11 protein-coding genes and 1 pseudogene are annotated in these 13562 nt (G+C 71.2%); 3 read left to right on the top strand and 9 right to left on the bottom strand.

Annotated elements, in window-relative coordinates; all coding sequences use genetic code 11:
• Positions 1-48: 48 nt before the first annotated feature.
• The 4 genes from infB to rimP form a co-directional block, all read right to left on the bottom strand.
• Positions 49-3159, bottom strand: coding sequence for a translation initiation factor IF-2 (gene infB / locus ACWDA7_RS31000; protein WP_450608334.1), 3111 nt, complete (start codon positions 3157-3159; stop codon positions 49-51).
• 177 nt (positions 3160-3336) lie between these two features.
• The gene (locus tag ACWDA7_RS30995; protein ID WP_359405664.1) at positions 3337-3618 is read right to left on the bottom strand and encodes a YlxR family protein; all 282 of its coding nucleotides are present in this window, start codon (positions 3616-3618) and stop codon (positions 3337-3339) included.
• 127 nt (positions 3619-3745) lie between these two features.
• Positions 3746-4741, bottom strand: a complete 996-nt coding sequence (gene nusA / locus ACWDA7_RS30990) for a transcription termination factor NusA (protein WP_359405661.1) — start codon at positions 4739-4741, stop codon at positions 3746-3748.
• Positions 4742-4743: 2 nt separating this feature from the next.
• Complete coding sequence (rimP, locus tag ACWDA7_RS30985; protein WP_359405658.1) at positions 4744-5253, bottom strand: ribosome maturation factor RimP; 510 nt, start codon at positions 5251-5253, stop codon at positions 4744-4746.
• A 218-nt stretch (positions 5254-5471) separates the two neighbouring features.
• Between rimP and ACWDA7_RS30980 the strand changes: the two genes are divergently transcribed.
• The 3 genes from ACWDA7_RS30980 to ACWDA7_RS30970 are packed head-to-tail and all read left to right on the top strand — an operon-like array spanning position 5472 to position 7485.
• Positions 5472-6023, top strand: a complete 552-nt coding sequence (locus ACWDA7_RS30980) for a hypothetical protein (protein ID WP_450608331.1) — start codon at positions 5472-5474, stop codon at positions 6021-6023.
• Positions 6020-6526, top strand: coding sequence for a ferritin-like domain-containing protein (locus ACWDA7_RS30975; protein ID WP_450608329.1), 507 nt, complete (start codon positions 6020-6022; stop codon positions 6524-6526). Before ACWDA7_RS30980 ends, ACWDA7_RS30975 begins: the two co-directional genes overlap by 4 nt.
• Positions 6527-6582: 56 nt before the next feature.
• Entirely contained in the window at positions 6583-7485 is a 903-nt protein-coding gene (locus ACWDA7_RS30970; RefSeq protein ID WP_450608327.1) for an aminoglycoside phosphotransferase family protein, read from the top strand.
• 527 nt (positions 7486-8012) lie between these two features.
• On the opposite strand, the gene ACWDA7_RS30965 is transcribed toward ACWDA7_RS30970, so the two are convergent.
• From ACWDA7_RS30965 to ACWDA7_RS30945, 5 genes and pseudogenes are all read right to left on the bottom strand, one after another.
• Complete coding sequence (locus tag ACWDA7_RS30965; protein ID WP_450608325.1) at positions 8013-9713, bottom strand: proline--tRNA ligase; 1701 nt, start codon at positions 9711-9713, stop codon at positions 8013-8015.
• A gap of 108 nt (positions 9714-9821) precedes the next feature.
• Positions 9822-10391, bottom strand: coding sequence for a GNAT family N-acetyltransferase (locus tag ACWDA7_RS30960; protein WP_450608323.1), 570 nt, complete (start codon positions 10389-10391; stop codon positions 9822-9824).
• A gap of 97 nt (positions 10392-10488) precedes the next feature.
• A complete protein-coding gene (locus tag ACWDA7_RS30955; RefSeq protein WP_432933294.1) occupies positions 10489-11337 on the bottom strand; it encodes a GNAT family N-acetyltransferase in 849 nt (282 codons plus the stop codon).
• A gap of 108 nt (positions 11338-11445) precedes the next feature.
• Positions 11446-13251 (bottom strand): alpha-L-fucosidase, encoded by a 1806-nt coding sequence (locus ACWDA7_RS30950; RefSeq protein ID WP_450608321.1) that lies wholly within the window; start codon positions 13249-13251, stop codon positions 11446-11448.
• Positions 13252-13421: 170 nt separating this feature from the next.
• A pseudogene (locus ACWDA7_RS30945) lies at positions 13422-13562 on the bottom strand (flavodoxin-dependent (E)-4-hydroxy-3-methylbut-2-enyl-diphosphate synthase); the annotation flags it as partial.

The following is a 13562-nucleotide window of genomic DNA, read 5'->3' as shown; positions in this document are numbered from 1 at the left end:
ACCGGCCGACGGGAACACGTCCCGTCGGCCGGTACTGGCCGGTGGCTGTTACACCCGCGGCTTCTCGCGCATCTCGTACGTCGCGATGACGTCGTCGATCTTGATGTCGTTGAAGTTTCCGAGGTTGATACCACCCTCGAAGCCTTCGCGGATCTCGGTGACGTCGTCCTTGAAGCGACGCAGGCCCTCGATGTTGAGGTTCTCCGCGACGACCTTGCCGTCGCGGATGAGGCGCGCCTTGGTGTTGCGCTTGACCTCGCCCGACCGGATGAGCACACCCGCGATGTTGCCCAGCTTGGACGACTTGAAGACCTCGCGGATCTCCGCCGTACCGAGCTCGACCTCCTCGAACTCCGGCTTCAGCATGCCCTTCAGGGCCGCCTCGATCTCCTCGATCGCCTGGTAGATGACCGAGTAGTACCGGACGTCCACACCCTCACGCTCGGCCATCTGCGCCGCGCGGCCTGCCGCACGGACGTTGAAGCCGATCACGATGGCGTCGGAGCCCATCGCCAGGTCGATGTCGGACTCCGTGACCGCACCGACACCACGGTGCAGGACACGGATGTCGACCTCTTCGCCGACGTCCAGCTGGAGCAGCGAGGACTCGAGAGCCTCGACCGAACCGGAAGCGTCACCCTTGATGATCAGGTTCAGCTGCTGGACCTCGCCGGCCTTGAGCACCTTGTCCAGGTCCTCGAGCGAGACACGGCGCGTGCGCTTGGCGAACGCCGCGTTCCGCTCGCGGGCGGCACGCTTCTCCGCGATCTGGCGGGCCGTACGGTCCTCCTCGACCACGATGAAGTTGTCGCCGGCACCCGGGACGTTGGTCAGACCCAGGACCTGCACCGGCGTCGACGGGCCGGCCTCGGCCACGTTGTTGCCGTTGTCGTCGAGCATCGCCCGGACGCGGCCGTACGCGTCGCCGACCACCATCGTGTCGCCGACCCGCAGCGTGCCTCGCTGGACGAGGACCGTCGCCACGGCACCGCGGCCGCGGTCGAGACGGGACTCGATCGAGATGCCCTGCGCGTCCTGGTGCGGGTTGGCCCTCAGGTCCAGCGCCGCGTCGGCGGTCAGGACGACCGCCTCCAGGAGGCTGTCGATGTGCAGACCCTGCTTGGCGGAGATGTCGACGAACATCGTCTCGCCGCCGTACTCCTCGGCCACCAGGCCGTACTCGGTCAGCTGACCGCGCACCTTGGTCGGGTCCGCGCCCTCGACATCGATCTTGTTGACCGCGACGACGATCGGCACGTCGGCCGCCTTGGCGTGGTTCAGGGCCTCGACCGTCTGCGGCATGACACCGTCGTTGGCCGCGACCACGAGGATCGCGATGTCGGTCGACTTCGCACCACGGGCACGCATGGCGGTGAACGCCTCGTGACCCGGGGTGTCGATGAAGGTGATCGCCCGGTCCTCGCCGTTGACCTCGGTCGCGACCTGGTAGGCACCGATGTGCTGGGTGATGCCACCGGCCTCGCCCGCGATGACGTTCGTCTTGCGGATGGCGTCGAGCAGGCGGGTCTTACCGTGGTCGACGTGACCCATGACGGTGACGACCGGCGGACGGACCACCAGGTCCTCCTCGTCGCCCTCGTCCTCACCGAACTCCAGGTCGAAGGACTCGAGCAGCTCGCGGTCCTCCTCCTCGGGGCTGACGATCTGAACCGTGTAGTTCATCTCGCCGGCGAGGAGCTGCAGCGTCTCGTCGGAGACGGACTGCGTGGCCGTGACCATCTCGCCCAGGTTCATCATGACCGCGACGAGGGACGCCGGGTTGGCGTTGATCTTCTCCGCGAAGTCGGTGAGCGACGCACCGCGCGACAGGCGAATGCTCTCGCCGTTGCCGCGAGGCAGCATCACACCGCCGACCGACGGGGCCTGCATGGCCTCGTACTCCTGACGGCGCTGCCGCTTCGACTTGCGGCCACGACGCGCCGGACCGCCGGGACGGCCGAAGGCACCCTGCGTGCCACCACGGCCGCCCGGACCACCGGGACGTCCACCGAAGCCGGGACGACCGGCACCGCCACCGCCGAAGCCGCCGCCACCACCACCGGGACCGCCGCCACCGGGACGACCGGCGAAACCGCCGCCGCCACCACCGGGACGACCGGCACCGCCGCCGGGACGGGCGAAGCCGCCACCACCGGGACGACCGGCACCGCCGCCGGGACGACCAGCACCGGCCGGACCGCGGCCACCGCCGCCACCGCCGGGACCGGGACGCGGTCCGGCAGCCGGACGCTGCGGCATCATGCCCGGGTTCGGACGCGGGCCGGCGGGGCCGCCGCCGTGACCTCCGCCAGGACGGGGACCGCCCTGCGGACGAGGCATACCGCCCGGGGTCGGACGGGGACCGCCGGGAGCCTGCGGACGCGGACCGCCGCCCGCACCCTGCGGCCGGGGACCGCCCTGGCCCGCACCCTGCGGACGCGGGGCGCCAGGGGCACCCGGGCCACCGGGACGAGGGCCACCGCCCGGCCGGGGCGCCTGCGGGCGCGCCATGCCGGTGGAGCCACCGGAGGTGAAGGGGTTGTTGCCCGGACGGGGACCCGCCTGACGGCCACCCGGACGGGGACCGGAAGCACCCGGACGCGGGCCGCCGGGGCGGGCGCCCTGGGCACCGCCCTGGCCCTGGCCCTGACCCTGACCGGGCGCGGCCGGACGACCACCGGGCTTCGGGGCACCGGGACCCGGACGGCCCGCAGGACGCGAGGCCGGGGCGGCCGGAGCCGCCGGAGGGGCCGTGAACTCGGGCGCACTGGGGGCAGGAGCCGCCGGAGCGGGCCGAGGCGCGGGCTTCGGGCCCGGGGTCGGACGCGGACCCGGCGCCGCCGGGGCCGCCGGGGCCGGAGCCGCGGGCCGCTCTGCAGCCGGCGGCTGGGGCGCCGCCGGGCGCGGGGCAGCCGGACGTGCGGCCTGCGCCGGGGACGGCGCGGCCGGCTTCGCCGATGCGGCCTTGCGCGAGGCGGCGGACTTTCCGCCACCGCCGTTGCCCTGCTGCAGGGCGTCAGTCAGCTTGCGTACTACAGGCGCCTCAATCGTGGAGGACGCCGAACGGACGAATTCACCGAGTTCCTGGAGCTTGGCCATGACGACCTTGCTCTCCACACCGAACTCCTTGGCGAGTTCGTAGACCCGGACCTTAGCCACTTCGCTCCTTTGAGGTCCGGGTTGCGGCCGGACCGTCGCTAGTTCATGGGCGTACTCATCGCGTACTCATCGAGTGCTCATCGCAATCTCGACCTGCTTTCGACTCGCGAGGTACCAGGGCCGCACGGGGTTCCGTACGGCACTTTCAACGGTATTGCCTGCTCAGCAAGGTGCTGCTCAGCAACCTTCTGCCTGCTCGACGTACTGGCGCAACGCCTTTGTGTCGAGCGGTCCCGGGACGCGGAGCGCCCGTGGGAACGCCCGGCGGCGGACCGCCAGGTCAAAACAGGCCACGGCGGGGTGTACGTACGCACCCCGGCCGGGCAGCGTACCGCGAGGATCGGGGACACATTCACCCCCGGTCACCACGGTGCGCAGCAGTTGGATCTTGGCCGCTCGCTCCCGGCACCCCACACAGGTGCGCTCAGGGCATGCGCGGGCATGCGTCCGGCCAGACACGCTTAAGTCTACCTCCCCGCACCGACCTCACCCCTTTGGGGCAAGAATCGAACAGTTGCTGCGCACGGAACTGTCGTGATCTCAGCGAAACCCGGCCGGGACATATTCCCGGCCGAGGTCAGCCGCGTCAGTCGCGCCTCTCGGCGGGCTGCTCGGTGTCGGGCCGGATGTCGATCCGCCAGCCGGTCAGCCGGGCCGCCAGACGCGCGTTCTGCCCCTCTTTGCCGATCGCCAGCGACAGCTGGTAGTCGGGGACCGTCACCCGCGCCGAGCGGGCCGCGAGGTCCACGACCTCGACCTTGGAGACACGGGCCGGGGAGAGCGCATTCGCCACCATCTCGGCCGGGTCGTCCGACCAGTCGACGATGTCGATCTTCTCGCCGTTGAGCTCCCCCATCACATTGCGCACACGGCCGCCCATCGGGCCGATGCACGCGCCCTTGGCGTTCAGACCCGAACGGGTGGACCGCACAGCGATCTTCGTGCGGTGGCCGGCCTCGCGGGCGATCGCGGCGATCTCGACGGAGCCGTCGGCGATCTCCGGCACCTCCAGCGCGAACAGTTTTTTCACCAGATTGGGGTGGGTCCGGGAAAGCGTCACTGACGGACCGCGCACGCCCTTGGCCACCCGGACGACGTACGACCGGATCCGCTTGCCGTGCTCGTAGGTCTCGCCCGGCGCCTGCTCCTGCACCGGCAGGATGGCCTCCAGCTTGCCGATGTCCACGAGCACGTTCTTCGGGTCGCGGCCCTGCTGGACCACACCGGTGACGATGTCGCCCTCGCGCCCCGCGTACTCGCCGAGCGTCGCGTCGTCCTCGGCGTCGCGCAGGCGCTGCAGGATGACCTGCTTGGCGGTGGTGGCGGCGATACGGCCGAAGCCCGACGGGGTGTCGTCGAACTCGCGGGGCTCCTGCCCCTCCTCGAGGTCCTCGAGGTCCTCCTTCGCCCACACGGTCACATGGCCGGTCTCCCGGTTGAGCTCCACGCGCGCGTGACGGCGGCTTCCCTCCGTGCGGTGGTAGGCGATGAGGAGGGCCGACTCGATCGCCTCGACCAGCAGGTCGAAGGAGATCTCCTTCTCCCGCACCAAGCCCCGCAGGGCACTCATGTCGATGTCCACGGCTACGCCTCCTCTTCTTCTTTCATGTCGCTGTCGTCCTTGCGGCTGAACTCGACCTGGACGCGCGCCTTGACGATGTCCGGGAAGCCGAGTCTGCGCGTGGTGGCCTTGCGGCCCTTGACACCGGGCACCTCGAGGTCGACACCCTCGTCGTCGACCTGCAGGATTCTGGCGACCAGCTCGCCGCCCTCGGCCAGCTGGAACTTCACCAGCCGGCCCGCGGCCCGCTCGTAGTGCCGGTGTTCCGTGAGGAGGCGCTCCGCGCCCGGGGTTCCGACCTCGAGGGTGTACTCGCCCTCGCCCATCGCGTCCGCCTCGTCGAGCTTCGCCGAGAGCACACGGCTCACATCGGCGATCCGGTCCAGATCGGCACCGGTGTCGGAGTCGACGACGACACGCAGCACCCGCTTGCGACCGACCGAGTCCACCGCGATCTCCTCGAGATCGAGTCCCTGGGAGTTGACGAGCGGCTCCAGCAGTTCTCGCAGCCTCTCGCTCTGGGTGGTGCTCATCCGGGTGACTCCTCGGCCGCGTGTGCTGTTGTGGGTTGGTCGCGTGTCAGGTCAAAGGGTATCCGGTCGCGGGGAGTGTTGCCGTCCACCTGGGCCATGGGCCGGGCCTCGGGCGTGAACGGCCGAGCCGATGGCGAGAGCCGGGGCGGCACCCGGGTACCGTGATCACGGGCGAGTCGCCCATCCGTTCGTCAACTCGCCTCTCGAGGACGTCTGCCGTGCCGTTCCCCCCGCATCCGCGCATCCCCCTGCGCAGACGAAGCCTGCTCGTCTCGGCCGCGGGCGCCACGCTGCTCGCGGGCTGCTCCAGCGCCCCCGACTCGACCGTCACCGGGGGCGGCACCATCTCGGTCGCCGACAAGGTACGGGCACGTGCGGCCCGCGACAGCGAGACGCTGGCCGACCGGTACACCGCGGTGATCGCCGCCCATCCGACGCTGGCGCAGCGGCTGCAGCCGCTGCGGGCGGCTGTCGTCCGGCATGCGCAGGCGTTCGGCGGCGGTTCGGGCGCCTCGGCCTCCCCCTCGGTGCCGGTGTCGCCCTCCCCCTCGATGTCCCCTCCGGTCTCCGCGTCGGCCTCACCCACCGCCTCTCCCGTACCCGCGGAGCCCAAGACCGCCCTCACCGGCCTGGCGGCGGCCGAGCGCGCGCTGGCCGACCAGCGGGCCAAGGCACTGCTGGAGGTACCGGGTGAGCTGGCACGGCTGATGGCGTCCGTGGCGGCGGCCGGCGCAGCGCACGCCTATCTGCTGACGGAGGCCGCGAAGTGAGTACGACGAGCAGCACACCGGGCACGCGCACCGGCACGCCGGATTCCGGGGACGGCGAACTCACAGCACTGCAGGCGGCCCTGCGCGCCGAACACGCGGCGGTCTACGGCTACGGCGTCGTCGGCGGGCTGATCGAGCGGGCCCGGCGGCAGGAGGCGCAGTCCGCCTACGACGCCCACCGGGCGCGACGGGACGAACTGACCCGGGCCGTGCGGGACCTGGGCGGCACACCCGACGCCGCCGCGGCCGGCTACGCGCTGCCCTTCCGGGTCCCGGACTCCGCCGCCGCCGTACGGCTCGCCGCCCAGTTGGAGGCGAGGCTGGCGGGGGTGTACTCCGATCTCGTCCGGGCCTCGACGGGCACCAGGCGGGGCTTCGCCGCCGGGGCGCTGCGGGAGGCGGCGGTGCGAGCGGTGCGCTGGAGCGGCGAGAGCGTAACCTTCCCAGGTCTCGCCGAGCGGTCGGCTGCCGCCCCCACCGCGTCGGCGACGTCACGGACTTGAGGCGTACGCGCACACCACGCGCGTGCGAAGCGGACCTGGAAGGGAAGTACTCGCGTATGGCTTTCGAACCGCCGCAGCGCCTCGTACGGGCGCTCGGCGAGGCAATGCCGGACGGCGGCGCCGAGTGGCTGGACAAGCTCTCCGGGCTGGCCCGGCAGGCCGTGGATCTACGCGAGTTGACCGTCGAGCGGGTGCAGGCACCGGGCGGCCGCAGCAGTCTGGTCCTGCTGGTGCGGCAGGCCGACGGCACGCCCGCCGTACTCAAGCTGGCGCCGCCGCGGGCCCGGCCCGAGAGCGAGTGCGCCGCGCTCGCGCACTGGGGCGGGCTCGGCGCGGTGCGGCTCCTGGACGCGGACCCGGCGCAGGGCGTCCTGCTGCTCGAGCGGCTGCATCCGGAGATGTCCGTACGGTCGCTGCCGGAGGCCAAGGCCCTGCTGGAGGCCGCGGGGACGCTGCGCCGGCTGTGGGTGGAGCCGCCCGGTGGTCACTCCTTCGAGACGGTGGCCGCCCGGACCGGGCGGCAGGCCGAGGCGATGCGGGTGGGAGCGGAGACGAACCCCGAGGTGGCGCCCCTGGTGGACGCGGCGCTGGTGGCCCGGGAGAACCTGCTCGCCGCCCCGCCCGGCGAGCGGCTGCTGCACGGCACCTTCCGGCAGAGCAAGGTGCTCGCCGGAGAGCGGATGCCGTGGCTCGCCGTGGGCCCGGACCCGGTGGTGGGCGAGTGCGCCTTCGACCTGGCACGGCTGGTGCGCGACCGGGTGGAGGACCTGATCGCGGCGCCCTCCGGCGCGTCGATCACCCGCCGCCGGGTGAAACGGCTCGCGGAGTCGCTGGACCTCGACCAGGAGCGGCTGCGCGGCTGGACGCTGTTCCGGGCGGTCGAGTCCGGGGTGCGGGCCCGCCGGGTCGGCCGGGACCAGGACGCGGAACTGCTGCTGGAGTTCGCGAGCTGGCTGTGACCTGCCCGTCGCACATCACCCGGACGTGTGAGCCCAGGACCGAGGGGGTCCATAGCCGCGGGCCGTCGTGGCCGCCGACCGGACTCCACGGCAAAGCCGTAGCACGGCAGCGGGCGGTGGGGTGGCCTGGCGTACGGCGCCGCACACCCTGGGCTGGGAGCTGCGCAGCGGCCCTCGGTAGCGGCGGCACTCGGCCGTCGGTCCCGGAACAGCCGACGGCCACCGACCGGACCACGGCGAAGCCGGAGCACTGCAGCCCCCGGTGCGATAGCCAGCCGCACGGCGCCCCCACACCCGAGCCGGGAGCTACGCAGCGGCACTCAGCACCGGCCCGTGGACGACCGACGGCCGCCGATCCGACCACGGCGGCGAAGCCGTAACCCGGCAGCGCGCAGCGCGATGGCCAGCCGAACGAGACCCGCACACCGGGTCGGGAGCTTCGCAGCGGCAGGACTCGGTATCGGCCCCGGAACGGCCGATGGCCGCCGGTCGGTGACCGGCGGCCATCGGGTGTCGGGCGATGAGGCTCAGGCCGTCAGGCGGGCGATCGCCTCGTCCACCGTGAGTTCCTCGCGCTCGCCCGTCTTGCGGTCCTTGAGCTCCAGGACGCCCTCGGCGGAGCGGCGGCCCGCCACCAGGATCTGAGGCACGCCGATCAGCTCGGCGTCCGTGAACTTCACGCCCGGCGAGACACCCGCACGGTCGTCTACCAAGACCCGGAGACCAGCCTCGGCCAGCTTCTGGGAGACGTCGAGGGCCAGCTCGGTCTGCAGGGCCTTGCCCGCCGCCACGACGTGCACATCGGCCGGGGCGACCTCCTTGGGCCAACACAGCCCCTGCTCGTCGGCGGTCTGCTCGGCGAGCGCGGCGACGGCGCGGGAGACTCCGATGCCGTAGGAGCCCATGGTCACCCGGACCGGCTTGCCGTTCTGGCCGAGGACGTCGAGCTTGAGGGCGTCGGCGTACTTGCGCCCCAGCTGGAAGATGTGGCCGATCTCGATGGCGCGGTCGAGCTTGAGCCCGGTTCCGCACTTCGGGCACGGGTCGCCCTCCTGGACCACCACGACGTCGACGTACGCGTCGACCTCGAAGTCGCGGCCCGCGACCACGTTCTTCGCGTGCATGCCCTCCTTGTTGGCACCGGTGATCCAGGAGGTGCCCGGGGCCACGCGCGGGTCGGCGATGTAGGTGACCTTCTCCAGGCCCTGCGGACCGACGTAGCCGCGGACCAGGTCCGGCCGGCCGGCGAAGTCCGTCTCGGTGACCATCTCGACGACCGCCGGGGCGAAGTGCGCCTCGACCTTGTCGATGTCCACCTCGCGGTCGCCGGGGACGCCCACGGCGACGATCTCGCCGTCGACCTTGACGAGCAGGTTCTTCAGGGTGTCGGAGGCCTGGACGCCGAGGGAGGCGGCGAGGGTCTCGATGGTCGGGGTGTCCGGGGTCGGAATCTCCTCGAGGGCGGGCACGTCCGCCGCGTCCACCGGCTTCAGCTCGTAGGTGATCGCCTCGGTGTTGGCGGCGAAGTCACAGTTCGGGCAGTCCGCGAAGGTGTCCTCGCCGGCGTCGGCCGGGGCGAGGAACTCCTCGGACTTGGAGCCGCCCATCGCGCCGGCGGTCGCGGCGCAGATCCGGTAGTCGAGGCCCAGGCGCTCGAAGACGCGCTGGTAGGCCTGGCGGTGCAGGGCGTAGGACTGGGCGAGGCCCTCGTCCTCGAGGTCGAAGGAGTACGAGTCCTTCATCAGGAATTCCCGGCCGCGCAGGATGCCCGCACGGGGCCGGGCCTCGTCCCGGAACTTGGTCTGGATCTGGTAGAGGATCACCGGCAGGTCCTTGTACGAGGACGCCTGGTCCTTCACGAGCAGCGTGAAGATCTCCTCGTGGGTCGGGCCCAGCAGGTAGTCGCCGCCCTTGCGGTCCTTCAGGCGGAACAGCTCGGCGCCGTACTCGTCCCAGCGGCCCGTCGCCTCGTACGGCTCCCGGGGCAGCAGCGCGGGCAGCAGCACCTCCTGGGCGCCGATGGCGTCCATCTCCTCGCGGACGACCCGCTCCACATTGGCGAGGACCTTCTTGCCGAGCGGCAGCCAGGTCCACACCCCCGCGGCGGTGCGGCGGACGTAACCGGCGCGGACCAGCAGTTTGTGGCTGAGGACCTCGGCGTCGGCCGGGTCGTCGCGCAGCGTCTTCGCCATCAACTGGGACATGCGCTGGACCGGTGCGTTCGCCATGATTTCTCGACTCCTGCTGATGGGGGTCCCCCCGCCCGAGCGCAGCCGAGAGCGAGGGAGGGTGATGGCTAGGAGGTTAACCGGGCAGCAGGGGCGGGCGGAAATTCGTCAGCGTCGGCGCAGCGGCAGCGGGGCGCCCATCACTGCGTACGGCTTCGGGGCGCTGGGGAAGATCACCCGTCGGGCCAGGTCCTCATAGCCCAGCGAGCGGTACAGCCCGCGGGCCGGGCTCTCGGTGTCGATCGCCGACAGGATCGAGCGGGGCTGCTCGGCGCCGTCGGTGATGGTGGTGATCAGGGCCCGGCCGATGCCCCGGTTCTGGTGGTGCGGGTGCACATGCAGCTCGGTGATCACGAACGAGTCGTCGAGCCACCCGGCGTTCCCCTGGGCGCGCAGATACGGCTCGACGACCGTGGACCACCAGTGCGTCCGGTCGTTGGGCATGCCGTAGACGAATCCGACGAGCCGTCCACCGGCGGTGGTGGCGCCGAGCGCCCGGGCCCCGGGGTAGCTCATGTGCCGCAGCACGATCTGACGGCGTACGGCGATCTCGTCGGCGCCCAGCCCGAACGCCACGGCCTGTACGGCGAGCGCCTCGTCGACGCGGGCGGACAGGTCCAGGGGGCCGATCACGACGTCTTCGGGGTCGCGGTGACCGTGACCGGGGAAGCGCAGCATGCGGGGAGCCTACAGGGGGGTGCGAACCGCCCTCCGGGCGACGGTCGCGGGTGGCCGGTCGCACGGTCCCCGGTGCCACCGCTCAGGCCGCGGCCGCTCAGAACAGCACGCTCATGAACGCGCCGACCTCCTGGAAGCCCACTCTCCGGTACGTCCGGCGCGCGGCGGTGTTGAAGTCGTTGACGTACAGGCTCACCGTCGGGGCCACGTCCGCCAGCGCGAAGCGCAGCACCGCCGCCATGCCGGGGGCCGCGAGTCCCTGGCCGCGGTACTCGGGAGCGACCCACACGCCCTGGATCTGGCAGGCCTGCGGGGTGGCGGCGCCGATCTCCGCCTTGAAGATGACCTTGCCGTCGTCGTCGAGGCGGGCGAACGAGCGTCCGGAGCCGACGAGTTCGGCCACCCGGGCCTGGTAGAGCAGCCCGCCGTCGGCGGCCAGCGGTGAGACGCCGACCTCCTCGGTGAACATCGCGACGCAGGCCGGCATGATCGTCTCCATCTCGTCCTTGCGGATGCGACGGACGTACGGATCCGGGGTGATGCCGGCCGGCATGCGGTCCGTGACCATGAGTGGCTGGTGTCCGCGGATCTCACGGGCCGGGCCCCAGCTGGGTTCGAGGAGTCGCCACAGCAGGGCGGTGGACTCGGCGGGCCCGACGATGGAGGAGCAGCGGCGGCCGGCCCGCCGGGCGCGGTCGGCGAAGGCCCGCACCGCGCGGGGGCTCGCACAGATCGGGACGAGGTTGGCGCCCGCGTAGCACAGCGAGGTGAGCATGCCGTCCTCGTACCAGCCCCACATCTCGCCGCCCAGGCGCCAGGGATCCAGGCCGGCGACCTGGACACGCGACGTCACGAAGGCGTTCGCGACCGGCTCGCGGTCGAGGACGGCGAGCGCGGCGTCCAGGTCACTCGGTTCGAGGACCCGTGTGGTGGTCTGCGTCAACAAGTGCGGGAGCCTCACCCTGGGGTCTGCTGATCTCCGCACTGTACCTGGCGCGCTTGTGCCGCGCCGCCCGGTCTCCCGTCCCACGGGCGGCGCGGGCTGACCGCTGGGTCAGCCGTGGCCCGAGGGATGGCCGTAGCCGACCTGGATCTCGTCGATTCTCAGCTGCCGGTAGAAGGCGGGAACGGTGGGCGCCGCCCAGGTCGTCGGCACGTCGAACTTGATGTACCGAGCGCTCACAGGTGCGCCGAGGTCGATGAAGCGGACCCCTCTGGCGCTCTCCAGCACACCGGCCTTGACGTCACTCCATGTACGCCCGTCATGACTCAAGGAAACCGTGTAGTCCTTGATCCTTGCGGAGTCCTCCTTCCTGCCGAAGGTCTCCCTGTTGTAGGTGGGCGACCACTCGCGCTGGTTGATCGCGAGGAAGGCGGCCTTGCGGATCCGGCCCAGGTCCAGGGTGTAACTCGCCGGTAGAGTGCCCTGGTTGTCGGTGTAGGTCGTGAAGTCGCCGTCGATGAGCGCGGGTTCGCTCGCCTCGACGCTGCCGGTGGGATACACGCCCTCGCGCTGGGGTGCGGTCCGCACCTTGAGGACGGTGTCGTACGGGTCCCAGCCGGTGATCCCGCTGACGGTGAGGGTCCCGTCCCGCTGGTCGAAGTGGAGCCGCTTGCCGGTGCGCAGGTCGGTGACGCGCTCGATCCGGTAGCCGTTGTCGCGGACCCGGATCTCGTCGCCGCTCGCCGGTGCGGTGGTGATGTGCACGTACTGGGTCGGGCGGTGGGCCCGGCTGACGGTGATGTAGCCGTACGAGCCGTCGTTCCAGGCACCGGGCTGCATCCCGCCGTGGAGGAAGCCGCCCGCATCGACGCCGTGCAGGGACTCCCAGATGGGCGGGAGGTAGTCCCTCATCAGATCGGTGAACTGCTCCTGTTTCGGCGGGAATCTGCCGTTCACCATGGCGGTGAAGTCCATGAGGGACCTGATGGAGTTGCCCGCGTTGGCGATGTACCGGTCGACGTTGAGCGCGGTGGAGACGGGCCGGTCCTGGCCGTCGTACCACCAACTGCCGGTGTCCGGGACCTTGTAGCACGACTCGGTCAGACGCGGCAGCGGGGTCCAGATCGCCGACGGCTGATCGTAGGGCGGGGTCATCCCGGTCTTCTGCTCGTGGGACACCATGTCCATGATCGGGGTGTCCTCGTTGTTGTTGCTCAGGGTCATGTCCGGGCGCAGCTCGCGGATCTGCTCGTAGAGCCGGTGCTGTTCCCAGTACTCGTTGTCGTTGTCGATCCAGAACCCGGCGAGTTTCGGGTAGTCGGCCATGACCTCGAAGAAGTTGTCGTACGAGAACTCACCGAAGCCCTGACGGGTGGTGAGGTCGACGTCATGCCCCTTGTAGGCGGAGTAGGCGGCCAAGTCGAGGGTCTCGATGCCCTGCTCGCCGTGCCACTGGGGGTCGTCGGTCATATAGAGGATGACCTTGATGCCCTTGGCGTCGGCGGCGTGGATGAGTTCGCCGAGGATGTCGCGCCGGGTGGAACAGGAGCCGGGGATCTTCGAAGGCCAGGGGCGGGCGTAGCCGAGACGGGAGTGGAAGGTGGCGAGCACGATGTAGCTCGCGCGGATCTTGCGGGCCTCGTCCACCCAGTAGCCGGGGTCCCAGCCGCCGTCGGTGATGGCTTCCTCCCACTCGGCGCAGTCGTAGTGCTTGGGCGCGGTGAACATGCCCCAGTGCAGGAAGAGCCCCGCCGTGGCGTTCCGGAGCATGGTCTGCCGCGGCGGATACGGCCGCCCGCCCGTGGACGCCGTGGGCGTGAGCGGGGCGGAGGCCGTGGAGGCGGGTGCGGCAAGGAGGAGTCCGGCGAGCAGGGAAAGGAGCCCGGCCCAGAGGGCCGGAAGTCTGCGGCTTCTCATACGGTCACCTTGGTCATCCGACGTCTGTGCGGGTCTGTGCGCATCTCGTGGGACAGAAGGGCCGTGCGCCCCACAAGGTGTCGCCATACATCGGAGCTGTCAAGGGAACACGTACGCCCCGTCACAAACCGTGTGACGGGGCGCGGGTGACGCGGGGAAGGAAGCGGGACTCAGCCGGCCACGGAGACCGAGGGCTCGCCGGACGCGGCACCGTCTTTCTCCATCTGCTCGGCGAGCTTCATCGCCTCTTCGATGAGCGTCTCCACGATCTTCGACTCGGGCACGGTCTTGATGACCTCGCCCTTGACGAA

The organism is Streptomyces sp. NPDC001156 (assembly GCF_053598275.1).
The sequence above is the reverse complement of the archived record's forward strand: the minus strand, read 5'-3'. Positions and strand labels throughout refer to the sequence as shown.

Bases quoted from the DNA above. Each gene is read 5' to 3' on its own strand.
- rimP (WP_359405658.1), bottom strand. From the start codon at position 5,253: ATGAGCACCACCCAGAGCGAGAGGCTGCGAGAACTGCTGGAGCCGCTC.
- ACWDA7_RS30970 (WP_450608327.1), top strand. From the start codon at position 6,583: ATGGCTTTCGAACCGCCGCAGCGCCTCGTACGGGCGCTCGGCGAGGCA.
- ACWDA7_RS30965 (WP_450608325.1), bottom strand. From the start codon at position 9,713: ATGGCGAACGCACCGGTCCAGCGCATGTCCCAGTTGATGGCGAAGACG.
- ACWDA7_RS30960 (WP_450608323.1), bottom strand. From the start codon at position 10,391: ATGCTGCGCTTCCCCGGTCACGGTCACCGCGACCCCGAAGACGTCGTG.
- ACWDA7_RS30950 (WP_450608321.1), bottom strand. From the start codon at position 13,251: ATGAGAAGCCGCAGACTTCCGGCCCTCTGGGCCGGGCTCCTTTCCCTG.